Source organism: Nostoc sp., from assembly GCF_036917195.1.
GTDB lineage: Bacteria > Cyanobacteriota > Cyanobacteriia > Cyanobacteriales > Nostocaceae > Nostoc.
Map to the genome: position 1 here is coordinate 72,250 of NZ_JBALDG010000068.1, position 24,317 is coordinate 96,566.

A 24,317-nucleotide genomic window follows, 5' to 3' on the forward strand; every position below is an offset into this window, starting at 1 on the left:
ACTCCTAACAGACGCGATTAATCGCGTCTCTACTCCTAACTCCTAACTTTTAACCCCTAACTTTACTCAAATAACCTGAAATAGGGGTAGCGTACAGGGACGCCAGGCTCTTTTTCCAAGTCAAAATTAATCACTTCCCAACAGGCATCTTCTGAGGTATCAGGGCTAAACTCCACGGGTAAGCCGTATAGTCGAGCAGCAGTAGCTTCCGGTTGTCCAGAACGCCAAGGTGTACTGCGTTCCAAGTAGCCACTCATCAATTCCTGATAGCGTTGAGCAATTATCACTTTTGTTGCTCGATAGCCTTGGGTATAAAGCTTGTCTAATGCTTCGTGAATTTCAAAGCGAATACCATCGGGATGAGTATGCTGTCTATACCATTCATTATTCCACCTTCGCCAATGACGTCCCGATTGCAAATGGATTAACTCTCCATTTTTAGGATTAGCTTCAAACGCGCCATGACGCGGACACAAATAGGTATCTGTTAATGTCAGCGCCGGAATAGTCTGGCGACAATGGGGACACTGTATTTCAGGTCCAAACATCGGGTACTGCAAGCCTGGATTCATCATCAAGTGCGTACAAACATAATTTTGTCTTCACCAGCACTAGTAGGTTGGATTATACACTTCGGCTTCGCCACTTTGGGTTACTTGCTCACTTCTGCAAAGACACGGGCTTGCAGCAGTAACATTGCTAACTAGTGTTTTCCTCAGCGTAGAGGCTTGACGCTGTGATATCCTGGTTGTGAAACTAGCCTCAAAAGTTGGATTTTCTCCAGTATTCCTGGGTACCATATTCATATTCTATCGTGTCTACCGCTTCTTACTGGACATCTGTCGATTTTTCTCAAGCTGCTTTTATCGCAGCCAATGCTGTTGTTATGGGTTCGGTAAATATAGCAGCAGGGGCGAGCATCTGGTATGGAGCAGTGGTTAGAGGAGATGTAGAACGGATTGAAATTGGCGAATGTACAAATATTCAAGATGGGGCAATTCTACATGGTGATCCTGGTTTTCCGACAATTTTAGAAGATCATGTTACCGTAGGGCATCGCGCTGTGATACATTCCGCTTACATTGAGCGTGGAAGTTTGATTGGCATTGGCGCGGTGATTTTAGACGGGGTACGAGTGGGTGCTGGTAGCATTATCGGTGCTGGCGCAGTCGTAACTAAGGATGTACCTCCGTTGTCCCTAGTTGTGGGCATTCCTGGCAAAGTGTTACGGCAAGTAACAGAAGCTGAAGCCGCAGAACTCATTGAACACGCTAAACGTTACCAAAAGTTAGCTTTAGTTCATGCTGGTAAGGGTACTGATATCGGGTTTAAGAAGTCTTAGGGAGTGGGGAGAAATCAATTCAAAATTCAAAATGACGCTCGCGGACTCGCTAACGCTGCGCTAACAAAATTCAAAATTGTTCGCGCAGCGTCTCGTAAACAAGAAAAGACTGGGGCAGAGGTAGCTAGAATTTAAACATTCTTTACATATGTAGTTGGAAAAGTTGCCCACTTCAGCTAAAAATAAAAATGAGAGCAGTTGACAAAACTTTAATTTTTACTTAAAAGAGGGGTTCTAGATATGGATATCGATTTCCGTATAGCGATCGTTTTAGCACCAATTGCCATTGCCGCTGGCTGGGCAGTGTTTAATATTGGCGCTGCGGCTTTAAGACAAATTCAAGGCTTTTTTGATCGGGAAGCTTAAATTCGGCTCAATATCATCACTCTTCAACCGACTGTTTCTCTTCACAGGGGCAGTCAGTTCCTCTTTTCCGAGTTCTGAGTAAAGAATAGGACTTAGGCACACTCTCCGAATTCTTCTCTGCCAGACGCTGTGCGATCGCAAAGTGTCTGGTAGAGTTGGCTCTATTGGCGTCTTTTCTGTGAGACTAGAGGCGTTCGCGTAGTGTCTGGTAGAGTTGGCGGTAGCCTGCGGCAAGCCACCACATGTCTACGATAAATTAAGCTTTTTAGCAATTCTTGCGTAAGTCCTAAACAAGTAAGATTCCCGACTCCCCACTCCCCCTTCCTTGAATATCGATTCTGTAATACAACCCCTTCAACGCTTTGGTGTCCATTTGGGACTTGATCGCATTGTCAACCTATTGGCAAATCTCGGTAATCCTCATTACCAAATGCCAGTAATTCACGTTGCTGGTACCAATGGCAAAGGTTCGGTCTGTGCCTATCTTTCCTCAGTACTTACTGAGGCTGGTTATCGTACAGGACGCTACACTTCCCCCCATTTAGTTGATTGGACGGAACGTATTTGTTTAAATGAACAGCCAATTTCCTCTGAGGAATTGAGCCAATTATTAGAAAGAGTCCAAGCTGCTATTCGTCCTCAGGAAGAATCGGCAACTCAGTTTGAGGTAATTACGGCGGCTGCTTGGTTGTATTTTGCCCAGCAGCAAGTGGATGTGGCTGTGGTAGAAGTCGGATTAGGAGGGCGCTTGGATGCTACCAATGTTTGCTTGGAACCGCTGGTTACGATTATCACTTCCATCAGCCGGGAACACTGGCAGCAACTTGGTCCCACCGTCGCCGATATTGCTAGAGAAAAAGCAGGTATTCTCAAACCTGGATGTCCGGTTGTGGTTGGGCCATTGCCACCGGATGCAGAGAAAGTTGTGCGATCGCGTGCTTTAGAATTACAATGTCCGATTTTTACGCCTCAACCCGCCCGTCAACTAGCGTCAGGATGGGTAGAATATCAAACTATTCAAAATTCTAAATCAATTAAATATCCTTTACCATTAGCCGGACAAATTCAATTAACTAATTCAGTTTTGGCTTTAACTGCTTTAGAAATTCTCCAACAACAGAGTTGGCAGATTTCAAACGAAGCCATAATTAACGGCATGGCAAAAACTAAGTGGCCGGGGCGGATGCAATGGACTACCTGGAACAACCATAAATTATTAATTGATGGTGCTCATAATACAGCTGCTGCCCAAGTTCTTCGTCAGTATGTTGATAGCTTAGACGCAGTTAACCACAAGCCCGTTAATTGGGTTATGGGAATGTTTTCCGATAAGGATCATGCAGATATTTTTGCCGCCCTGCTGCAACCAGGCGATCGCCTTTATTTAGTACCAATACCAGTAGAACCTTGGCCCGGTAGAACTTCCGCTGACCTAGACTACTTATCAAACCTAGCTTACAGCCTCTGTCCCCAATTAAGCGATCGCCAAATCTATCCAGATTTATTCACAGCATTAGAAGCAGCAACCTCAACTGCTACCACAGACAATTTAATCGTTTTGTGTGGTTCCCTTTATTTAGTAGGCGATTTTTTATCTACAACCAATATAATTCGTAAATCATAATTACGAATTACAAAATTTATCTTTGATTCCACTGTTGTGCCGCATCTTCTACAGCTTTATCCACACTCTTCTCGCCTAACATTGCTGCTTGCAAGTTTTCATAAACTGCTTTTTGCAAAAGGTTGAAATCCTTCAAAGTCGGGGTTAATATTTCTGCTTGTTGTAGTTCTTTAGCACTAATAACTCGCGCTTTTTCTACTGTTGAAGCATTAGGTGGAATATCTTTAAAGTAACTATCAGACAATGCTTTGACTGTAGAAGGTAGGACATTTGCAGCTTTAGCAAAGACTAACTGATTTTCGTCATTGGTAACAAATAAAGCAAACTTCACAGCACCGTCTGGTTGTTTAGTGTCGCGGGGAATAACTATGTTCATCACCGCGACATTTTTCTTGCCTGTCTCACCAGTGAGTTGAGGGGCTATTCCCGAAGCTTGAGCAATTTTCGGGGCATTATTAGCGATCGTTTTCAGAAACTCTGGTCCAGAAGCAAGAAACACAGTCTCTCCAGATTGGTATAAATCGATCGCGTGGCGATGTCCTTGCGTCAAAGCTTCTTTTGGAAGCAACCCTTTTTTATACAAGTCTACCCAATACTGAAACGCTGCTTTACCTTGTGCTGAATTAAACGCTGCTTTCCCCTCAGCATCAACTAGGGTGACTCCCATTTGCACAAAAGATTCCAGCACTTCACCAGAATCTTGTGGTACAAAAGTCACAAAAAAGGCATATTTGCCAGTCTTATCTTTAATTTGTTGAGCTGCTTGTGCCAATTCTCTGTAGGTTGCAGGTGGTTTATTGATACCTGCCTGTTTTAATAAATCGGTGTTATAAATGGTTAACCGTGTGGTGAGATACCAGGGAATCCCAAAACTCTTGCCATTAAGCGTGCTTGCTTTCCAGATATTTGGTAGATAGGAGGAACGTACATCGTTTGAGACTTTTGCATCTAAATCTAACCAGGCATTTCGTCCCGCAAGTTGGGAAGCGAAACCCGGATTGAGGTTAACTACATCAGGTGGCGTTTTTGCTGAGACAGCAGTTAAAATTTTGTTCTCCATCGCCGCCCAAGGTACATCAACCCAGTTAATCTTTATACCTGGATTTTGCGATTCAAAACTCGCAATTAGGCTTTTGAAGTAGTCGGTAAATTGAGGTTGGAGTTGCATCGTCCAAAACTCAACAGTTGCCGCTCCTGAACTAGCTTGTTTTGTACTTGTACTAACATTACCTGTGCTGCAACTTACAATCCAACTGGTTAATAAGCCAAGCAGTACAAAAGCAACAAGTTGTTTAAATTTTCGCAATTGAATCATTTTCCCAGTATTTTTACGCTTGCTCAGTGTGAAAAGCTTAGACAAAATTGTCGAGATTATAGGCTAAATAAATTACCTAGAACACCAATTCAGTAATCCTGGAAGAACTTTTCCCCTAACCCCTCTTTGCTTTGGAGAGTGGAGTTTAGCTCCCCCAACCCTTGTAGGGAAGGGGGCTGGGGGCTTAGGTTTTTCATTAATGACTCTAGCACCAAGTCCGTTTTTAGTATCATTTAAATTTTCAATTTAGCAGTCCAGCGGGCACAACTGTGGTACAAAGCTTCAATCGTCTGTTTGGCAAATCGAATAAAGGGGTCGGTATTGAACTTGCTCCCGAACGGGTAAATGTAGTTCAGCTACGCAAGCAGCGTCAAGTCTTGAAACTAGAAACCTTTACATCAGTAGCAGTTCCAGAAGGCGTAGTTACCGATGGTCAAATCACCGACCCCGCAGCAATGCCGCAATTAATCCAGCAGGCGCTAGCTGAGAGCAAAATCAAAACTTCTCGCGTCGCCACTGGTGTACCAGGGCGAGATTCCATCGTTCGGATCATCCCTGTGCCAGCAGAGTTAGATGACAAAGAATTGCGGGAAATGGTGCTAAACCATGAAGCAGGTTTATATTTACCCTATCCTCGGGAAGAGGCTGATGTAGATTATCAGAAACTTGGGTACTTTGTAGATGAAGATGGCATTGAAAAAGTACATGTACTCCTAGTAGCCACCCGCAAAGAGATAACGGATACCTATATAAGTACATTCGAGCAAGCAGGATTAGAAATCGATGTTTTAGAAATTAACAGTTTTGCTCTGATTCGGACTATTCGCGAGCAATTGCGACAGTTTGGGCCGCAAGAAGCAGCAGTATTAGTTGATATAGAGTTCGACAGTACAGAAATCGCCATCATCGTTAACGGAGTGCCGCAATTTTCACGCACAGTCCCAATCGGGACTTATCAAATGCAAACTGCCTTAGCAAGGACAATGAGCTTACCCACATCACGAGATATGGAACTCTTACACGGAATGATTATTCCCCCAACTCCCATAGACGGTGGGAAAACCGGCGTGACCGAACTCGATCCTGGGATGGCAGCCATATTGAGAGTATTGGGAGAACTAACGGATGAACTGCGCCGTTCCATCGATTTTTACCTTAATCAAAGTGAAAATTTGGAGGTAGCGCAGATTTTATTAGCTGGCCCAGGAGGTGGACTGCAACAGCTAGATGAATTCTTTACCCAACGATTGAGCTTACCAACTACCCAAATAGATCCAATTGGGGCTTTGTCCTTGGAAGTTGACACTGATAAATATCCACAGGTGCAACGCTCTGGCTTGGCGATTGTACTTGGTCTAGGAATGCGGGAGGTGTAATACCAATTTTAGATTTTGGATTTTAAATTTTGGTGAAGCAGCGCGCTCTTCTCCCTACAGCCCTTTTCCTAAAGGAGACGCACTCGCGTTTGGGCATCCTACGGCAGGCGATCGCCTCTCCCTTTGAGAGAAGGGGAGCCACTCGCTCAGAGGGGTTTCCCCAAGTAGAGGAGCCAGCCGTGTGGTGTTAGCGCAGCGTTAGCGTTAGCGAAGCGGTAGCGAGGAACGAGCGTCCGTAGGAGCGTCGGCAGTCCGGTCTTCTCCTAAAGGGAGACGCCAAGGGCGATGGGGGTTTCCCCCAGGAGGAACTGCCGTGCATGGTCTCCCGACTTGAGCGGACTGGCGTCAAGTGGCGTGAGACGATGCCGCGCATAGCGCAGCGTTAAAGTCCGCGTCCCTTGCGCGTCTGGTAGAGAGCGTGTGGGGGTTTCCACGCCACTTGACGGCAGTTGCTTCTCCTAAGGGAGACGCGCAAGGGACAAGTCGGGAAACCGCTTGGGCGCACTGCCTCCTTTATGCCTCTTAACCCGTCCACCACAGTGGCTCCTCATGAGCGACTGCACCAAGCCGAAGGGATTGTCTGTTTTGACTAATCACGCTGTTTGAGAATTCTCAAACCATAATATTTATCTCTAGTTGGTGTGAGAAAATGTATAGTTTGGATGTTAACTTTCTTAAAGACCGCCCAGCATACCAGGAAAAGCCTCAGAGAAAGGGAGGTATATCCCTAAACCTGCCTACGGGGAATTTAACACCAGTATATGTGGGAGTTGCAGTGTGTCTAGGTCTTCCAGCTTTATTGGGAGTTGGTTGGTGGTTTTTGCAAGGGAAGATTGTTGAATTAGATGGTCAGATTGCACAACTTGACCAAGAAAGCAAGAGATTAGATACAGAAATAGGAAATATTAACAAAATCAAAGCCGAGACGAATGCAATTAAAGGGGAAACCCAAGCTTTGGTCAGTGTATTTGACCAGATTCGACCTTGGTCAGCAATGCTGCAAGATTTGCGCGATCGCACCCCAGCAGCAGTGCAAATCGAGAATATCAAGCAAATCCCACCAATTGCAGCAGCGGTAGGTCAGCCAGCAAACAATCCCGCCGGAGGATTAGAAATTACTGGATTGGCTCGTTCTTTTAACGATGTCAATGATTTCTTATTAATTTTACAACAGTCTCAGTTCTTGAAGTCCACAGAAAGCAGAATTCTGACGGCAACGTTAGTAGATGCTCCCTTAACACCAGGTGTGGATCAACCTATTACTAGTGTAATAATTAAGCCACCCCAACTAGTTAAATACACTATTCAATCGAGCATGAACGATGTTCCAGCTTCGGAATTAATCCGGGAGTTAGAAAAAAAAGGCACAGTGGGGTTAGTGACTCGAATTCGTAGTATGCAACAAACAGGAGTCATTTCAAAATGACGCTGAGTGATGATTTAAATTTTGCCGAACATGGTGGGGAATTTGATTCTGCAGCGCCAGCATCCCTCGTGATCTTTGGCGTTACCTTCACACCACAAATTATTGGGATCTTGCTGGGGGTAATTGGTTTAGCGGGAGCAGCTTATATATTGTTAAACCTGCTAATGCCAGCTTGGGAAAGCTATCAGCAGCAGCAAGCAAAAAGCTTGGAACTGCAAGCGCAAGTTGCCCAAAAAAAAGCCAATATCAAACAGATTGACAAAGTTAAAGACGAACTAGCACAGGCAAAACAGCAAAAAGTTCAAGTTTTAGGTTTATTTGCTAACGAAAAAACTTCGGATACATTGCTGTTGGATATGAACCGTTTAGTTGAGTCTGGCAATACTCCAACTTCTATAAATGCAGTAAGAGCTAAACTGAATAAATTTGTACCAGTTTCTCAAAAACCAGAACCAATTATCGATGGAAGTCTAGGACCACTGGTTGACGGCAAGCTGCAACGTAGCAGCATCAATGCCGAAATTACAGGAACTTATGAACAAACGCAATCAATAATCCGTAACATTGAGCGTTTACAGCCTTTGTTAATAATTAAAGATTATCAAGCAACTTTGGCTCCAGTAGAGTCAAGATCCCCATTAGATAAAACGCCTGTGCAGGTAGGCCCAGCAGCGATTAATACATCATTCCAGTTACAGATATTGATGCCACTTAGTCCAGAAGAAATAGCAGCGGCTGCGGCTGCGGCTGCTAAAACTGCCCCGAAAAAGTAATTAGGAGTTAGGAGACGCGATTAATCGCGTCTGTACAGGAGTTAGGAATTATGAGTTATCATTCCTGACTATTTACTCCTCACTCCTAACTATTCACAATTGTTTGTAAACAAGGTTTTATTAAGTGAGGAATGAACTGTGAAACAGCTTCACGGTAATAGCTTTATATTAGGTACTGCCGCTTTTGTATTTTTGGCAGCTCAACCAGTTTGGGCACAAATTAGTCAAGTTACTAATGTACAGTTAAATCCAGTTAATGGTGGAATTAGTGTTGCTTTGAAAACTTCTTCAGGGTCGCGCTCGCAAGTTTTCACGACAAAAAGAGGTAAGGCTTTAGTCGCAGATGTTATCAATACTCAATTACGATTACCACAAGGCAATAGTTTTCGTCAAGATAGCCCAGCACCAGGAATTGCCTCCGTGGAGGTTAGTCAGCTTGATGCCAATAGCATCCGGGTGACGGTAACTGGCAGCAACAACGTACCTAGCAGTCAACCTGTGGTGCGATCGCCAAATGGAATTACACTCAGGTTTAGCCCATCCGCAGGCACTATAGCATCAGCACCAACGCCAACAGCGCCAACATCCACAGCACCGCCTGCTACTACTCCAGTCCAACCGGGTCAAAAGCCAGGTGTTCTGGTTCCCAACCCGGAAATCACCATTGACGGAAAACCTGCACAAGCTTCTGGGACAGGTCAACCTGTGAGTCAGGCGCCACCTTTTTTACCGAGAGCCGTTGCCCCACCTGTAGGAGATATTGCCATCTCCAATACTGATGCTTCTCCTAGTGCCATTGACTTAGGAACTCAGGAACGTGTACCCCGCCTAGTACTGCGAGATGCGCCGGTGCGTGAGGTTTTGTCACTGCTTGCTCGTGCTGCTAATTTGAACCTGGCTTATGTTGGAGGTGAGCAAGCTGCTGGTGCTGGAAGTCAGGCAACTTCTCAAACAATCTCCCTGGATATAGAAAACGAGCCAGTGCAAGATGTGTTTAATTACGTCTTGCGCTTGAGTGGTTTGGAAGCTAACCGCAGTAATCGCACAATTTTTGTTGGACCTAAACTACCTAATTCCACCCGTGACATGGTTATGCGTAGCCTGCGACTCAATCAGGTAACAGTGGGAGTTGCTTTGAATTTTTTGGTCGGCTTGGGAGCAGAAAGTGCCGTCAGCCGCGAACGACAAGTTACTAGCGTTAATGCTGTACCCGTGGGTACTGGAGTTGCGCCTATCACCCAAACTCAGACGACCACAGAAACCAGAGTTGAAACTCAACGCGTTACTTTTACAGACTCTAACCCATTACTGAGAGGTTTACAGGCATTAGGAGATGAGCGCACTAATTCTCTAACCTTGATTGGCCCTCCCCGGCTAGTTGAGATGGCGATGGCTCAACTAACTCAGCTTGATATCCGTCGTCGTCAAGTGGTAGTCAATGTCAAGATTGTCGATGTTAACCTCTTGAACACCCAGGACTACAACACCAGCTTTTCTTTTGGCATCGGCAACAACTACTTTACAAATGATGGCGGTGCAGCATCTCTGAATTTTGGCGGTTCCAGACCAGCTACAAGAGCTGAAGCATCAACTAGTGTGACTAGTACACCTACAACTGCTAATCCACTTCAAAGCTCAAATGTTTTTCTTAACCCAAATGCAGGAACAGCTAGCGCTGGCGTAAACTCTAATCCAGTACAACCAGGTATAACAGCATTTACACCAGGAACAAGTACAACTTCAATTGTGCCAACTGCGATTGATCCTGCTACTGGTACACCGACTCAGTTTCAGCAGCAAACCACGACAACCCCTTCAACAACCACATACAGCTTGCCCAGCATATTCCAGTTTCCTAAGCGTCTTCTCGCTAGCTTGCAGGCTCAAGTGCAAAATGGTAACGCCAAGATTTTGACAGACCCGACCTTAATTGTCCAAGAAGGTCAAACCGCTAATGTCAACCTGACTCAGGAAGTGGTAGGCAATATTAAAAGGGAAATCGTTCGCGATACGAATCTTGCTACAGAAACGATTTCAGCGGAAAAAGACCGAGTAGGTTTAACCCTAGCTGTCAAAATTGAGCGGATTGACGATAACGGTTTTGTCTCTCTATCGGTAGCTCCCGTTGTCAAAGCACCCCAAGCTCCAGCTACCATCAATGTTGGCGGGGGTGGTAGCCAACAAATATTCTTGGTATCTGAACGCTCTCTTAATTCTGGCTCGATTCGCCTGCGAGATGGTCAAACGTTAATTCTCTCAGGCATCATTCAAGATGCAGACCGGACAACTGTTTCCAAGATTCCTATTTTGGGTGATCTTCCGCTGATTGGTTCACTCTTTAGAAGTACAAACAGACAGAATCAGCGCAATGAGGTGATTGTGTTACTCACACCTCAAATCATGGACGACTCTGAAAACTCCTCCTACGGCTATAACTACACCCCCAGTCCAGAAGTGCGCCAAATCCTTGAGCGTCGGGGATTGAAGCTTCCTAGTAAGTAATAAAGATAATGGGTAGGTGAGTCACCTCTGGCTCAAATCCTCAAACCTCTCCCTGCCTTGAACTAAAGTTCAAGTCTGTCCCTCTCCGAGTCGGAGAGGGACGATTTTGCGTAGTAAAACCTCTTAGAGGTCTTTTGTATTTAGCTAAAAAGTCAGGACAGGGAGAGGCTTTGATTTTTCCAGATGAGGTGAAAAGTCAACAAGATCCCCGACTTCGTAAAAGTTGTCGGGGATCTAAGGCTTCGATTTTCAATAACTCTTCAAATCCTTAATTAATCTCAACAAATACTAAGCATCTCCTACCTTCCCACTCCCCTGCTCCCTTAGCGAACGCAGTTTTAATAAGTATTTTTTCCTAGTTTTGGGGTGGTTTTTAGTGAAATAAGTACCCTAAAATGACAAAACATCCTGAAATCTATATAAATTAATGGTTTCATCTATCCACATCAGGCTACAACACCTTAGAATGATTCATTGAAAAGTCGAGCCGATGGGATGTACAGCCATTTTGAGTAAAAATACTCCCAAAGGATGATTTTTGTATTTCTGCGAACAAAGATTTTAGTACAGATGCACCAGGGTGCATCTGTAAAGAATCTCAAGTAAACCTTCAGGAGTTTGACATGAACAAAGGTGAATTAGTTGATGCCGTAGCTGAAAAGGCTAGTGTTACCAAGAAACAAGCGGATGCAGTCTTAACTGCCGCTTTGGAAACGATTATTGAAGCAGTTTCCTCTGGTGATAAGGTAACGCTGGTAGGATTTGGCTCATTTGAATCACGGGAACGTAAAGCCCGCGAAGGTCGCAACCCGAAAACAAATGAAAAAATGGAAATTCCAGCGACGAGGGTTCCTGCTTTCTCGGCAGGAAAACTGTTTAGAGAAAAGGTAGCACCCCCAAAATCATAGGTTCTATCTTCTGGAACCCTTTTTTAATGCGGCAACCTGCACACGGGGGAAATTTAGCCTGGGCAGCAGCACTGGCTGGCTGTCCCCCTGACGCTATTCTGGATTTTTCTGCTAGTATCAGCCCGTTGGGGCCTCCAAACAGCGCGATCGCTGCTATCCTGTCCCAAATTGGTAATCTTAAGCACTATCCAGACCCAAACTATAGTGAACTGAGACTAGCTCTCAGTCACTTCCATCAATTGCCGCCTGAGTGGATTCTGCCGGGTAACGGCTCCGCAGAATTACTCACTTTAGTAGGTAGGGAATTAGCTCAATTAGCCGCAACAATTTTAATCACTCCAGCCTTTGGCGACTATTACCGAACCCTGAGAGCATACAACGCTAAAGTGCTGGAGTGTCCGCTGATTAGTTCTGAGCAACCAGTCCTGAGGAGCCAGTGCGTTGCTAACTTTCCTAAAGTTGTAGCAACTGGTGTTGCTGAGTTAAAAGCTCTACTCAAGACTCAGCACTCAGGACTTGGATCTACTGACTGCGCCTTACTGCTAAACAACCCCCACAACCCAACCGGAAAACTATTTTCGCGGGACTCTATTTTGCCCTACCTGGAGCAATTTGCTTTGGTTGTGGTGGATGAAGCATTTATGGATTTTGTGCCGCCCAATGAGGAAGAAAGCCTGATTGGGGTGGTGCAGGAATATGCAAATTTAGTAGTATTGCGATCGCTGACCAAATTTTACAGTCTCCCAGGACTGCGATTGGGATATGTGATCGCACACCCCAACTGGCTGGCTAAATGGCAGCTATGGCGTGACCCCTGGCCCGTAAATACACTAGCGGCAGCCGCAGCAATTGCAGCCCTCCAGGATACGGAGTTTCAACAGCAAACCTGGGCATGGTTATCACCTGCACGAAACCAACTCTTTCAGGGTTTAGCTAAAATCCCAGGATTGCAACCCCAAGCAAGTGCTGCTAACTTTTTACTAGTTGAGTCCCAACAGTCTACTTCGCAGTTACAGCAACAATTACTCCAGCATCACCAGATTTTAATCCGCGATTGCCTTAGTTTTAAAGAACTAGGCGATCGCTTTTTCCGGGTTGCTGTACGTGAAGAGTCCGATAACCAACGCTTACTAACAGCGCTAAAAGAGAGTTAGGAGTTATAAGTTATAAGTTATGAGTTATGAGTTTATAGCGAGCGATCGTTTGTATGCAATCCACTCTAACCTCACTTCCATTCCTTTCTCCTTTTAGGAGAGAGGCTTTGAATCTTACTCCCCTTTCCTTGCAGGGAAGGGGCTGGGGGCTAGGTCTGTATTGAACTCAACGCAGAAACCCTATAAGAAGGGTTTTAACTCCTAACTCCTAACTCCTGTACAGACGCGATTAATCGCGTCTCCTAACTCCTAATTCCTAACTCCTAACTTTAAATTCGCGTGACCGTTGACTACGATGTTGTAATTATTGGTGGTAGTCTTGCTGGATACTACGCTGCCCTTGCTGCCACCCAACTACGTGCTACAGTTGCCCTGGTGGAACCCAAAGTAGACTACGGGTTTACTGATCACCATGCTCTTACCGAAATCGGTAAACTGGCGCAGAAGTTGAATGATGCCGCTAGTTTTGGTATTCATGCTACACACGCTGATATCTCAGAAGAATGCCACATATCTATGGCATGGCAAGAGGCGATGCTGTATGCTCAATGCATCGTCTCAAATCTCAAAGAACAGCATTCTCTAGGCATCCTAGCCGCGCTGGGGGTAGATGTCATCGTTGGTAGTGGTCAATTTCAATCTTCACCCCAACTCGCTTTTGCTGTTAACAATCGCCTACTACGCGCCCGTACCTATTTGCTGGCCAGTGGTTCGCGTCCAGAAATTCCAGAGATTGAAGGATTGCAAGCCACTGGCTACTTTACCCTATCTAATATTTGGCAATCCTTAAAGGGAGCGACATTACCCAAAAATTGGGTAATTATTGGCGGGATTCCCCAAAGCATTGAAATCGCTCAAACTTTAGCGCGGTTTGGTTGCAGTGTGACGCTGGTAGTCAAGCATCCTTATGTTCTACCCCATCTTGACCCTGAGATAGCCATATTGCTTCAGGCACAGTTGGAAGTTGAAGGTGTATGTGTCCTCACTGATAAACCAGTAACTCAGGTGAGGCTAATTGAGAATAAAAAGTGGATTCAAGCAGGAGATAAAGCCATTGAAACTGATGAAATTTTAGTGGCGACTGGACAACAGCCGAATTTTGAATCCCTAAATTTGGCAACGGTAGGCGTGAAATGGCATCGGCGTAGCTTAGTAGTGAATGATAAACTACAAACTACTAACCACCGCATTTACGCTTGTGGTGATGTAATTGGTGGTTACGACTTTGCCAATATCGCTAATTATGAAGCAAAAATTGCCCTGAACAATGCACTCTTTTTCCCCAGGTTAAAAGTAAATTATCACTCCATTCCTTGGGCAATGTTTTCTGTACCGATGGTGGCGCAAGTGGGTTTGACAGAGGCGCAGGCAAAACGCCAATTTGGTCGAGATAAAGTCTTAGTTTTGCGACAGTATTTTAAAACAGTGGCAGCAGCCCAACTTAGGGACGAAACTACTGGTATGTATAAATTAATTGTGCTAGGCAACGGTGAAATTTTGGGAGCTTCGATATTGGGGAAAGAAGCTGGAGAGTTGATTAATTTGATTGCTTTGGCAATTTCCCAAAAAATTAAAGTCAAAGATTTAGCAAATCTATCTCCTGTCTATCCCAGTTTCTCAGAAATTCTGGAACAAACTGCAAGAGAGTGGAGTAAGCAGAGATTAAATAGCAATATTGCTTTGCAAGAGTTTTTAGAAGGCTTTTTCCATTTTCGCCGCAATTGGAATTTGTGAGTGGGGTGGGAGTTGTCATTAAAATAACTCCACAAATTGGGCTTTCTTGGATAATTGTTATTTGAGCATTACCTCTACCGGGAGGTAAATCTATCAATAAATAATCCAATTCGCCCCATTCCACATCTACTGCTAGGGTTGCGATTGCAGTTGGTGCTATACATTACTGTTACTAACCAAAACGATACTATTTCTGGCACTCCAGGTGATGATGCGATCGCTGATGGTAATAGCAATGACACCATCTCTGGGGGCTAACTGTGAGGTGGTGTCAATGGCTAGTGTAATTATATGTATATTGTTACTATTATTAATGACTGAAATTCCAGCCGGAGACTGGGAACGAGGTAATTGGGAGTGCCTTAAAATCCCTGCATCACTACCCACACTACCCCCGCAGCTACCAGAGGCACACTGAGGTTATCTGTACCGTGGGGTGAGACTGCCTCTACTAGGGTGGTGAAAGTAGCGGTTATTACTGCGGTCAAAAAGACCCATGCCAAACTAAAAGGTTTTGCTAGGGGACTTAGTGACGAACCAGGTAGCAGCAACAGCACTAAGAAAATGACCACTGTACTCGCTACAAACATTGCTGCCGAACCTTCCCAGGAACGCACAGAATTTCCCACTTGGTATTTATGCTGTCCGAAGCGTCTACCTATTAATGCTGCTAGTGCATCCCCCCAGGTCATCGCCATTATCCCGGCTACAGCGATTGGGGCGCTATCTACTGGCCCGTCTGGTCGCCACAGTAGCCCGAAAAGCAGTGTCACTGAGATAGCGAAATAAACTGTGCCCGGTGAGCTATCCTGGGTATCCATTGCGCCGATGATTCGGTAGCGGTAAAACAGGTAGTTAAGTCCGATAAAGGTAGCAAAAGGTATAATTCCGATTTCCCAGTGCTTAAATAGCAGCAGGACGCCGAAGACCCACATCCCTGCACCAATATGGATCACTTTGCGAGTCAAATCCGGTTTCACAGCAAACAGCCTACGCAGTCCCTCGCCAATCACAAGCAGACTAATCGCGTAAATATAAGAAATTGCTAGCCCGATAAAATCATTGTTAGTCATTTGTCATTTGTCATAGGGGATTGGGCACTTGTACTGAGTGTTGCCGTAAAGCCTGCGGCATAGCTACGCTTAGGGCGCAGCCTCTCCAAGAGTTGTATGGGGCATTGGTCAATTATCAATAGTATTCCTTCCCCTGCTTCTTCATTTTGACCGATCGCTATTTCGTTTAAAGTTCTTTTCTACTAATGAAACACTACCAATACCTTGAAGAATACCACGACCGATTAAACCTAAACCCTGACCGATTACTTGGGTGAGGATGAAGACTATACCACTACCTAAAAAAGCTAATAGTGATTTTAAACGCGGTGCGATTGCATCACTAAATTCTAGGAGTAACGTCACTACTAAAGGAATATTAGAAAGTTTTACTAACTCCTGATTTCGAGGGGCATAAACTGAAGTATTGGCAATGCCACGAGGCGTAATTACAAATAGCTCATACCGACTTTCAAAAACGGCTTTTGGCTCATTTATATAAATAGCTAAACGATATTTCCACGATAAATCATTTCTAAATCGTTCAATCTCTCGTGTGGAAATTAATTGGCGTCCATAAAATCTTTTTTTAATCGCTTCTACATCTGCTAAAGAGTTTAGCAGTGGTTGCACTACCCCATTCGCTACCTGAATCAACAAGTTCTCTAAAATCATTAATGCTTGGGACTTGGCTTCAGCGCTCACTACTGGATAAGAAGTATTCTCAATGTTTAATTCTGTTTGAAATAGCAGATAAGAATAAAACTCACAATATAGGGGAATTTTATTGAGAATATCTCTTTGCACAACCTCTGTATTTGTGAGCAAAAAATTAACAATTTCTATATTTTTATTTCCTAATTTTATCCGAGAAAATTTCCCAAAAAAATCTGTAATTGCTGCTTGCCATAAATCACGTAATAAGATAAATTTTACCTCATATAATTGATTTATCTCTATTTGAGAAGCACGCAGTTCATCTAACTGTTCAGCCAATTTTTGCAGGATAAGATAAAGTAATTCCCGTTTTTTATCTTCACGAAAGATGTCAATTTCTAAAGGGATATCAGTGACATTTAGTAAAGAAAATTGAAGTTTGGTAACGCAAGATGCAAACAACTCAGATTGTAGTGTTCCCGGACTAAGTAAAGGTGACACAGTTTGCCTTTGTTGAATGGCACTACTCAATGAAGGAACCAGAGGCGGCTGATCAGCAACGGGGATATGTTCCTCTTGCCTTTCTTGTGATGAAACCAACAACCGATTTATTAACCAACGAGCCGCTAGCAGTTCTCGCCGCTGTCCAGCCAGAATTGCTCGATCTAATACTGGTAGTCCGGGAACTTGTAATTGTGCTGTTACTGCGGCTAGGGTAGCGTCAATGTAAGCAATTCCTGACAAACGTAAATTATTTCGTAGTCGAAAAAAGGGAAGTGGGGAGTGGGGAACTCGCAGCCCCCTCTGGGGATTAGGAGCAATAAGGAGTGAGGAATTAGGAGTGATTATTGCTTCCGTGTCCTGAAACCAATAGGAACCACCATCTGCAACTTCTTGCATGGCGGCGACTAACTCAGGAAGTGGTGTGCCTTTGGGGCAGTAGCCATTAATACCAACAGATTTCGCAGCTAAGAGTAGTCCTTGTTCTTGAACAGAACTGAGGAGTAAAATTGGCAGGTTGGGATATAAGGCTCTGAGTTGCCGACAGAATTGTAAACCTAGCTGCTGACTGGTGGTGGAGCGGCCATTACCGAATTCCAAAACCACCAAATTTACCTGATTAGGGTTCTCTTGGGCAATTTCTGCTAAAATTTGCAAGGCAGCAGTATCAGTTTCTACCACTCCTGTAACTTGCAGGTTACTAATTGCTTCCAGAGCTACCCGTAATCCCAGACGAAAAATTGGGTCTTGGTCGATTAACAATAATTTTAGAGGGCGATCGCTCATACTCTACTCAATTACTCAAGTACTGTTTTTTACCAATCAGAAAACAGCTTTGATACAAAACTTTGTCTTCCCGATTGTTACCTGTTTTCGCAAACTGATAAATCGATCATAGTTGGCATAGGCAGCCGTCACTGTGTAATTAAATGAACCTGAGTATTCGGCACTGGTTGACAGAACCCTATATCGCAATCAATCAAATCAGAGGATTTCCAGTGGGGCGATCGCTCAAAATTTCTTTACATTCTGAAAAAACACAGGCTTATTTGCCAGCCAATCAAAGTTAAGAGAATTATCTGCCCTTGTCCATCAACCCCTAATGCTGCATTTGTTGAGCATTTTGTACTACGATGGACTACTAGATAATGAACTATTGCAGTTAGCTGCTAATACTTAAAAGTCTTATCTGTTATGGGAAATTTATCATCTCTTGAGTCGATGGTTGTTGGGCTATCCGCTAATTGGTGGGATTAAGACAATGCTACTGCGCTCAGGATCGGCTTATATCTACCAGACTCCAAAAGCGCGCGATCGCTAATTTACTCGCTGGTCGTCATCCCCAAGATTTACTTGAGCAGATCCAAGATTACGCTCTCAAAATCTTGCACTCGCAACGTCATCAAATTAATTTAGCTGAGGAATCTATAGCGCTCGCTCGTACCATGCGGGAAGCCCTCCGGCTTGGTGCAGTCGCTCATGGGGGAAACTCCTTGGCGCTAGCCTCTCACGAATGGGAGAAGACCGCGCTGCTTCATCGCTACGCGTCTATGGATGCAATACACTCTGATCTCACTTCCATTCCTCTCTCCTAAAAGGAGGAACCACTGCGTTGGGCGGTAGTTACAGTGCTAAACTCAGTAAATAAATAGTATAATTAATGATGTAAAATTTGGTATCGGCGTTCAATATTTCTAATCGTTAAGCCATAAAGTATTGATAGTTAAACAACTCAAACAAGTTATTTGCAAAAGCTAAAAATAATACTGAAACTCAATAAACAATTCACCGCCAGGGCACTAATTTAGCTTAAATGTAAATCTTTGTTAATGTGTAAGTATAGATTGTTTCTCAAGTTAGAGATAGAATGCGCTGTAAATCACCTTAAAAAATTGGCAAACATATGAAGAAAAGAATTCAAAAAATAGTATTTTCTGGTACTAGTATTACTTTAATAAGTGCCATGTCCTTGTTTCTCAAAACACCTTTAGCTAACGCTCAAAAATTTGCAAAGGGTGTTGTTTTCGACCCACCATCAAATGTTAGGGTGAAACCCAATACCAATAGTAGAGTTCTTTGTAGGATAACCTCAGTAAAGACTATAGATATTTATCCTGAAGGAGAGTGGTATCATACTTATAGTTGCGGTCATCATCAAGAAGGTTATATCCATAAAAGTCAAGTTAGACTAATAAAAAGTAGTATCCCATCTGGAGCACCTCAGTAAAGACTCGCACCGCTCTCACTCACATAAGCCTGGTATACATATTTGCCACTCTCCAGCATTGCCTAAAAGTTTCACTGCTATGAAGTTAAAAAAGCGATTTCTTCAATTCTTTTTTAACTCAGGTAGTTTATAGACTTATCGGCAAATGCGAAATGCCTACTAGACAATGGTTTTAGCGATTCTAATGCAAGTGTGATCGTAAGCACTTAATAGACGGAACAATAAGGCTTTCGGGAAATAAGTCGGGTTAAATCATCAGTTAGGATAGAAAAGATAGAAAAAATAAAATTTTATTTTCTACAGACAAACTCAAGTATTAACAGATAAAAAACATGAGCAATTAAATCGCAATCTGACAAGTCCGCAAACTGCCATTATTAAACCTCCAACAGGCAAACCTCATGGGGACCTTAATTCAGGAAATCTCACCAACGCCTGCTTATTTGATGCCATCCTCGCTAAGACTGAATAATTAGCCATCGAGAATGGTGCTTTATTCTCTAAAGACTGCTTTCAAATATTGAAACATTTGCGTAGTTTACCGCCGCAGGCATCGCAATAGCCCTTTTTAAACACCGTGAAAATTACGACAAACACAGATAACAAATGGAACAAACTTCCTACGAGCAGACTAATTGAAAGCTGCGAAGGCACAATTATTACTAGTAGATTTAGATGATCATGCCGATGATGACGAAACAGTTTTTGGCAATAACCCCATTGATGAGACTAATGGTTATTAGGTTTTATTAGCTAGGAAAGCTAGAATCCAGACTTTTAACTCCTAACTCCTGTACAGACGCGATTAATCGCGTCTCCCACTTTCTAACTCTCATTAGCTTTCTTGTGGGTTGCGGTAGCCAAAAAAGTTAATACTGTAGTTAGTAATCCGTACTCCTGTTTGTTCTTCAATTTTGCGGATAAAATCTTCTGACAGTTCCACATGAACATCAAGAATTTGATTTGTATCTATACAGTTGACATGACTGTGAGAGTCACTGATATTGCCGTATAAACGCCCATCACAGCGTTCAATACACTCAATGATGCTCTGACTAGATAATGCTTCTAAATTTTGATAAACAGAGGTATGACCGATTTCTTTTCCTTGTTGGTTCAAGCGATCGTAAATCTCTCTAGCAGAAAGATGTTCATTTGCTTGCCAAAGTAATTCCAGAATAAAGCGACGCTGACGACTAACGCGCATACCCAAGATTTGACACTGCTCAAGGGCATCTTCTAGAGAACGAATTGGTTTTGTAGGAATTGTTTGTTTTTGCATATTACAGCTTCTTAACTGTTAGGAAAATTTTTTCATTTCAACGTTTATTTGGTTATTTAATATATGCAATCATATTGCACAGCAGATTTTTACCTGTACTTGTGTTTTGGCTTTTGATGCTGCGGAAGTGACAGGTGGTGATAATGATTTTTTTGGTTGTTGACGGCTACTTTGTCAGACCTTTATATAAAACAAACTCATTACAACTTTAACTTAAAATTGCTGCAAATGTCTACCTTGGGGCAGGCGTTGCCTTTTTTAAGTAGGCTAATTCTAATCACATACTATGTTAATGGTGTAGCAATTTCTATTGAAATATAAGTAATTATTGTAATTCTAAAAGTAATATTCAAGTGTAGCCAAATCCGGTGTATGTGAATTGCGTAGGCGTAGCCCGCCGCAGGCATCGCCAGCGGTTCGTATCAAGGCTTGCAACTAGATGTATATTTGTTGTAACGAGCGAAAACTAAGCAAAAGTATCAAAGTTGTTGGAGTAAACTCTTGCAATATCCCAGCTTCTATCGTCTGATAGTGATCGAGGTGTTTGCTCAATTTCGCCAGAAAATTTGCTCCTTCGCCACCCGGAGCGATCGCAAACTGCAAAATTGAATCGACATAAGCCTTAACTTTGGGGTTTTTAACTCCCTCTGTAGCTGAGGTATAGAGCAATTCACCTGATAGATATTCAAAATCTGGTACATATAGGCGATCGCCAACTACTTCAAATATCTGCATTTCTTTCGCTGGTCTAACTGTTAACTTCTCACGCCTGACTCGATCAGCCGCCTTCTCAAGCAGTGTTTCTACCTCTTCTAATTCCCCGTCTATACATCCCAATTCGGATTTTGAAAGCTAAATCTCCTAAACTACCCAAGGTGGTAACAGTTAGTTGGGCGCTTGGTTGCTGTCGCTCGTCTTGATGGCTACCTAGAACATCGAAAAAACACCAACTGGCATCCAGGTCTTGTGACGAGGCTGGTTAAAATTGCATGACCTCTGTGTTTGCCTTGGTCTGGTAAAGACGACTGGCAGCGATTTTAAGAGACTTAACGCGAAAAGTCAAAGTCATCACATGCTTGATTGTAAATTCAACTACTTAAAGAACAAAGTCAAAGTGAGTGAAGGTCAATCTAGCGTCAATCCCTGAAAGCTGCTACTGTAGATTGTCGATCCTACAGTTGAGCATCAAGAAAGTGACTGCTGAATCAATGACAATCGCGATCGCACTCAATAATGACTTCATTAACAATCTGGATCTGTCGCCTGCGTCAACGGTGATTGAACAATTGCTGCAAGATGGGGTAGCATCCCATGAACAGCAGCTACGTTTTGATATCAATTACGATCTTGAACCTGGCGATCCACGGGAACTCTCAGAAATTCCAGAGGTGCGGCTGTGGTTTGTGCGCCTAGATGCCAAATACCCCTGGTTAGCATTTTTACTAGATTGGAAAGCTGGAGAGTTTGTTCGTTATGCCGCCATGCTTGTACCACACCAGTTCAGTTCTCAAGAAGGCATTCAGTATAATCCTGAAGCCTTAGAAATATTTTTGATGCATAAAATCTTTATTTTAGGTGATTGGCTCAAACAACAGGGCATCCCCAGCCTATCGCGGCTGAAGTCTATGGCCCAAATGCTGGGTTATGAATTAGATGATGCTTTTTTTGAGATATTTTAAATTGCTAAATCGCTAAGTGCAACGACTACTGTATTTAAATCGTGGATTGCTTAAGATAAAACGTTACCCTTCTATTCATCAATCATGACCTCCATCCTCGTCCTCGGCGCAGGTGAACTTGGCCTCTCTATGCTGCACAATCTCGCGCGACTCGCCCCAACAGACACAACCATCACCGTTCTCCTCCGCCAAAGCACAATAAACTCTCCTAGCACACCGACAAAGCAGACCGAATTAGACAAACTGAAAGCTCTTGGCATCAGGTTTCTCCCTGGAGATGTTGTTAATAGCTCTAGTTCCGACCTATCTGCCCTTTTCAGACCCTATCATACTGTCATTAGTTGTGTGGGCTTTGTAGCTGGAAGTAGTATCCAACTGAAAATCGCCCATGCAGTCCTAGATGCGGGCGTGGCGAGGTATTTCCCGTGGCAATTTGGGATGGACTATGATGTTATTGGCCGAGGTTCAGCCCAAGATTTATTCGACGTGCAATTAGACATACGAGATTTATTGCGAGGCCAAAGCAAAACGGAATGGGTGATAGTGTCTACGGGGATGTTTACGAGTTTTCTCTTTGAGAGATCCTTTGGGGTTGTTGATTTAGATGAATCCGTTGTGCGAGCGCTAGGAAGCTGGGAGACGGCTGTAACGGTGACAACACCAGAGGATATAGGGGCACTGACGGCGGAAATTGTCTTTATGGAGAATCCGAGGTTCAGGAATGAGGTAGTGTTTACAGCTGGGGATACAGTGACGTATGGGCGGGTGGCGGATATTGTAGAGAGCGTTCTCGGTAGGGAGGTGAGGAGAGAAAAGTGGAGTGTGGAGTTTTTAAAGAGGGAGTTGGCGAAAGATCCAGAGAATTCGCTTAAGAAGTATAGGGTCGTGTTTGCAGAAGGGAGGGGTGTGAGTTGGGATTTGGAGAAAAGCTTTAATTGGAAGGATGGGAAGGAGGTTGTGGATGTTGAGAGGTGGTCAAGGGAGAATTTGAAGAGATGAGTGCATGGTTACGATCAATTCCGCTGTCCGAAATACGGAGACCGTCAAAAACCTGGGAGCCTCTTGAAGAAATTTAATCTAAAATCTCAAATCTCAAATTGGCACAGTCAACTTTGATTTAATAAGTTCGTAGTTTGCGCTGTCTTCGCTAAAACGCAAACTACGAACAATCCTTAACCATCAATTATTTCTTTACAAACTACTAATGGGACATGGATTTAGTCCTCTCCGGCATAAATGCAGAGAAAAATCTAGTTTTCTAGCGTATTTTTTAATACTGAATGACCGCAAAATTTAGTTATCATGTCCAGTTTTGCGGTCATTTAATAAACGCATAACTACATTGGATATCCAATAGACTGATTGCAGAAATTGGGACAAACTGCTGGTTCAGCCACCCCAAATTTTCTCCAAAACTGCGTTTGGTGAAACATCCGCCGTTTTTCCCGTGGGGGATTCAATGGCCAGGAATTTATCGTTTTTCGGCAACAACTTAGCTGGATCGCTGGGCCCAAATAGGGCAATGGTATAGGTTTGGACTGCAACGCTCAGTTGTAGTGCCGCACTATCAGTAGACAACATCAAATTAGCCCCGCCAATTATAGCAGTTAACTTGCCAATATCATCTGGGGCAGTCACCTTGATATCTGGAGAAGACTCCAGAAGCGATCGCATAAACTGCTGATCATCAAGTCCCTTAATAACCACCACAGGCAGATCCGGCTGCTTATGTTGGAAGGCTTGAATAATTTGATGCCACTTCTCGACAGGGTAGATTTTATCCGGTTCTTTAGCCTGGGATAACTGACCAGAACCGCCATGAATCAAGATATAGCCTGTTTCATGTACCCCTAAGCGTTTTTGTTCCTTTTGTGCCCACTCAATATCTGGTTTTGGCACATTTACTGCTAGCTCTGGGACAGGGCTATTTATTTCCAATGGTTGGAGCAAATCATGATATACCGCCGCCGCATACTGGGATGGTTTGAATGGCACAGTGTGGCTCAGAAAAACCGAACCTTTGCCTTGGTAGCCAATGCGTATGGGAATTCCTGTCAACCAGAGCAAAAGACCCAGCAACCAACTTTGCTTCACAGCAATGACAACATCGTATTCGCGATCGCGAATTATGCCTACCAGGTTACCCCAATCTGCCAAACTGTTACGGTCTTGAAAATCAAAGTTCAGCACCTCGTGAACTGACTTGCTCACTCGGTAGGCAGCCTTTGACTGGGGTTCAACAACGACATCTATCTGAGCATCAGGGTAATGGCGCTTCAGGTCATCTAGAGTCGGAAAGAAGAGAATTTGGTCGCCAATTCCGCCAGGTACAAGGGCTACTACTCGCATAATATTTATTGACGCTTACTCGCTCCCTATTTTAGGGGAAAATATATAGC

21 protein-coding genes and 1 pseudogene are annotated in these 24,317 nt (G+C 43.7%); 14 read left to right on the forward strand and 8 right to left on the reverse strand.

Features of this window, described 5'->3' with window-relative positions; genetic code table 11:
- Positions 1–62: 62 nt before the first annotated feature.
- Complete coding sequence (locus V7K40_RS22625) at positions 63–575, reverse strand: TIGR02652 family protein (RefSeq protein ID WP_273764540.1); 513 nt, start codon at positions 573–575, stop codon at positions 63–65.
- Between the two features lie 239 nt (positions 576–814).
- Between V7K40_RS22625 and V7K40_RS22630 the strand changes: the two genes are divergently transcribed.
- The 3 genes from V7K40_RS22630 (at position 815) to V7K40_RS22640 (ending at position 3,332) form a co-directional block, all read left to right on the forward strand.
- Positions 815–1,342 (forward strand): gamma carbonic anhydrase family protein, encoded by a 528-nt coding sequence (locus V7K40_RS22630; RefSeq protein ID WP_334726248.1) that lies wholly within the window; start codon positions 815–817, stop codon positions 1,340–1,342.
- 240 nt (positions 1,343–1,582) lie between these two features.
- Positions 1,583–1,708 (forward strand): photosystem II protein Y, encoded by a 126-nt coding sequence (locus V7K40_RS22635; RefSeq protein WP_273764542.1) that lies wholly within the window; start codon positions 1,583–1,585, stop codon positions 1,706–1,708.
- A gap of 325 nt (positions 1,709–2,033) precedes the next feature.
- On the forward strand, positions 2,034–3,332 hold the full coding sequence (locus V7K40_RS22640; protein WP_334963661.1) for a folylpolyglutamate synthase/dihydrofolate synthase family protein: 1,299 nt from the start codon (positions 2,034–2,036) through the stop codon (positions 3,330–3,332).
- Between the two features lie 16 nt (positions 3,333–3,348).
- On the opposite strand, the gene V7K40_RS22645 is transcribed toward V7K40_RS22640, so the two are convergent.
- Positions 3,349–4,647, reverse strand: coding sequence for a sugar ABC transporter substrate-binding protein (locus tag V7K40_RS22645; protein WP_334963663.1), 1,299 nt, complete (start codon positions 4,645–4,647; stop codon positions 3,349–3,351).
- A 269-nt stretch (positions 4,648–4,916) separates the two neighbouring features.
- On the opposite strand from V7K40_RS22645, the gene V7K40_RS22650 reads away from it, so the two are divergent.
- The 7 genes from V7K40_RS22650 to V7K40_RS22680 all read left to right on the forward strand — a co-directional run bounded on the left by V7K40_RS22650 (position 4,917) and on the right by V7K40_RS22680 (position 14,520).
- On the forward strand, positions 4,917–6,023 hold the full coding sequence (locus V7K40_RS22650) for a type IV pilus biogenesis protein PilM (protein ID WP_334963665.1): 1,107 nt from the start codon (positions 4,917–4,919) through the stop codon (positions 6,021–6,023).
- A 649-nt stretch (positions 6,024–6,672) separates the two neighbouring features.
- Positions 6,673–7,449, forward strand: a complete 777-nt coding sequence (locus tag V7K40_RS22655; RefSeq protein ID WP_334963667.1) for a PilN domain-containing protein — start codon at positions 6,673–6,675, stop codon at positions 7,447–7,449.
- A complete protein-coding gene (locus V7K40_RS22660) occupies positions 7,446–8,222 on the forward strand; it encodes a pilus assembly protein PilO (RefSeq protein ID WP_334963669.1) in 777 nt (258 codons plus the stop codon). Before V7K40_RS22655 ends, V7K40_RS22660 begins: the two co-directional genes overlap by 4 nt.
- Before the next feature lie 138 nt (positions 8,223–8,360).
- Positions 8,361–10,724, forward strand: coding sequence for an AMIN domain-containing protein (locus V7K40_RS22665; protein WP_334963671.1), 2,364 nt, complete (start codon positions 8,361–8,363; stop codon positions 10,722–10,724).
- Positions 10,725–11,347: 623 nt separating this feature from the next.
- Positions 11,348–11,632 carry an HU family DNA-binding protein gene (locus V7K40_RS22670; protein ID WP_103137906.1) on the forward strand — a complete coding sequence of 95 codons (285 nt, stop codon included), beginning with the start codon at positions 11,348–11,350 and terminating at the stop codon, positions 11,630–11,632.
- 26 nt (positions 11,633–11,658) lie between these two features.
- Entirely contained in the window at positions 11,659–12,786 is a 1,128-nt protein-coding gene (cobD, locus tag V7K40_RS22675) for a threonine-phosphate decarboxylase CobD (RefSeq protein ID WP_334963673.1), read from the forward strand.
- 279 nt (positions 12,787–13,065) lie between these two features.
- Positions 13,066–14,520 carry an NAD(P)/FAD-dependent oxidoreductase gene (locus V7K40_RS22680; RefSeq protein ID WP_334963675.1) on the forward strand — a complete coding sequence of 485 codons (1,455 nt, stop codon included), beginning with the start codon at positions 13,066–13,068 and terminating at the stop codon, positions 14,518–14,520.
- 7 nt (positions 14,521–14,527) lie between these two features.
- Here V7K40_RS22680 and V7K40_RS22685 read toward each other — a convergent pair.
- From V7K40_RS22685 to V7K40_RS22695, 3 genes and pseudogenes are all read right to left on the reverse strand, one after another.
- A pseudogene (locus tag V7K40_RS22685) lies at positions 14,528–14,647 on the reverse strand (P-loop NTPase); the annotation flags it as partial.
- A gap of 235 nt (positions 14,648–14,882) precedes the next feature.
- Positions 14,883–15,593, reverse strand: a complete 711-nt coding sequence (locus tag V7K40_RS22690) for a phosphatidate cytidylyltransferase (protein WP_334963677.1) — start codon at positions 15,591–15,593, stop codon at positions 14,883–14,885.
- Between the two features lie 141 nt (positions 15,594–15,734).
- Positions 15,735–17,516, reverse strand: coding sequence for a DUF3685 domain-containing protein (locus tag V7K40_RS22695; protein ID WP_334963679.1), 1,782 nt, complete (start codon positions 17,514–17,516; stop codon positions 15,735–15,737).
- 143 nt (positions 17,517–17,659) lie between these two features.
- Between V7K40_RS22695 and V7K40_RS22700 the strand changes: the two genes are divergently transcribed.
- Both V7K40_RS22700 and V7K40_RS22705 read left to right on the forward strand, forming a co-directional pair.
- Positions 17,660–17,800 (forward strand): hypothetical protein, encoded by a 141-nt coding sequence (locus V7K40_RS22700; RefSeq protein WP_334963681.1) that lies wholly within the window; start codon positions 17,660–17,662, stop codon positions 17,798–17,800.
- Positions 17,801–17,974: 174 nt separating this feature from the next.
- Positions 17,975–18,325 carry a hypothetical protein gene (locus V7K40_RS22705; RefSeq protein WP_334963683.1) on the forward strand — a complete coding sequence of 117 codons (351 nt, stop codon included), beginning with the start codon at positions 17,975–17,977 and terminating at the stop codon, positions 18,323–18,325.
- Positions 18,326–19,792: 1,467 nt separating this feature from the next.
- Here the strand turns inward: V7K40_RS22705 and V7K40_RS22710 are convergent.
- The gene (locus V7K40_RS22710) at positions 19,793–20,239 is read right to left on the reverse strand and encodes a Fur family transcriptional regulator (RefSeq protein ID WP_334963684.1); all 447 of its coding nucleotides are present in this window, start codon (positions 20,237–20,239) and stop codon (positions 19,793–19,795) included.
- Between the two features lie 435 nt (positions 20,240–20,674).
- Entirely contained in the window at positions 20,675–21,076 is a 402-nt protein-coding gene (locus V7K40_RS22715) for a hypothetical protein (protein ID WP_334963686.1), read from the reverse strand.
- A 371-nt stretch (positions 21,077–21,447) separates the two neighbouring features.
- On the opposite strand from V7K40_RS22715, the gene V7K40_RS22720 reads away from it, so the two are divergent.
- Positions 21,448–21,918: a CRR6 family NdhI maturation factor gene (locus V7K40_RS22720; RefSeq protein WP_334963739.1), complete on the forward strand. Its 471-nt coding sequence runs from the start codon at positions 21,448–21,450 to the stop codon at positions 21,916–21,918.
- Positions 21,919–22,002: 84 nt separating this feature from the next.
- Entirely contained in the window at positions 22,003–22,917 is a 915-nt protein-coding gene (locus V7K40_RS22725) for an aromatic alcohol reductase (RefSeq protein WP_334963688.1), read from the forward strand.
- 390 nt (positions 22,918–23,307) lie between these two features.
- On the opposite strand, the gene V7K40_RS22730 is transcribed toward V7K40_RS22725, so the two are convergent.
- Entirely contained in the window at positions 23,308–24,267 is a 960-nt protein-coding gene (locus V7K40_RS22730) for a glycosyltransferase family 9 protein (RefSeq protein WP_334963690.1), read from the reverse strand.
- Positions 24,268–24,317: the final 50 nt, after the last annotated feature.

What these genes read in the sequence shown, in the direction of transcription:
- V7K40_RS22720 (WP_334963739.1), top strand. Translation starts at nt 21,448, where the DNA reads ATGACAATCGCGATCGCACTCAATAATGACTTCATTAACAATCTGGAT.
- V7K40_RS22725 (WP_334963688.1), top strand. Translation starts at nt 22,003, where the DNA reads ATGACCTCCATCCTCGTCCTCGGCGCAGGTGAACTTGGCCTCTCTATG.
- V7K40_RS22645 (WP_334963663.1), bottom strand. Translation starts at nt 4,647, where the DNA reads ATGATTCAATTGCGAAAATTTAAACAACTTGTTGCTTTTGTACTGCTT.
- V7K40_RS22635 (WP_273764542.1), top strand. Translation starts at nt 1,583, where the DNA reads ATGGATATCGATTTCCGTATAGCGATCGTTTTAGCACCAATTGCCATT.
- V7K40_RS22655 (WP_334963667.1), top strand. Translation starts at nt 6,673, where the DNA reads ATGTATAGTTTGGATGTTAACTTTCTTAAAGACCGCCCAGCATACCAG.
- V7K40_RS22690 (WP_334963677.1), bottom strand. Translation starts at nt 15,593, where the DNA reads ATGACTAACAATGATTTTATCGGGCTAGCAATTTCTTATATTTACGCG.
- V7K40_RS22710 (WP_334963684.1), bottom strand. Translation starts at nt 20,239, where the DNA reads ATGCAAAAACAAACAATTCCTACAAAACCAATTCGTTCTCTAGAAGAT.
- cobD (WP_334963673.1), top strand. Translation starts at nt 11,659, where the DNA reads ATGCGGCAACCTGCACACGGGGGAAATTTAGCCTGGGCAGCAGCACTG.
- V7K40_RS22670 (WP_103137906.1), top strand. Translation starts at nt 11,348, where the DNA reads ATGAACAAAGGTGAATTAGTTGATGCCGTAGCTGAAAAGGCTAGTGTT.
- V7K40_RS22660 (WP_334963669.1), top strand. Translation starts at nt 7,446, where the DNA reads ATGACGCTGAGTGATGATTTAAATTTTGCCGAACATGGTGGGGAATTT.
- V7K40_RS22695 (WP_334963679.1), bottom strand. Translation starts at nt 17,516, where the DNA reads ATGAGCGATCGCCCTCTAAAATTATTGTTAATCGACCAAGACCCAATT.
- V7K40_RS22730 (WP_334963690.1), bottom strand. Translation starts at nt 24,267, where the DNA reads ATGCGAGTAGTAGCCCTTGTACCTGGCGGAATTGGCGACCAAATTCTC.
- V7K40_RS22700 (WP_334963681.1), top strand. Translation starts at nt 17,660, where the DNA reads ATGAACCTGAGTATTCGGCACTGGTTGACAGAACCCTATATCGCAATC.
- V7K40_RS22625 (WP_273764540.1), bottom strand. Translation starts at nt 575, where the DNA reads ATGATGAATCCAGGCTTGCAGTACCCGATGTTTGGACCTGAAATACAG.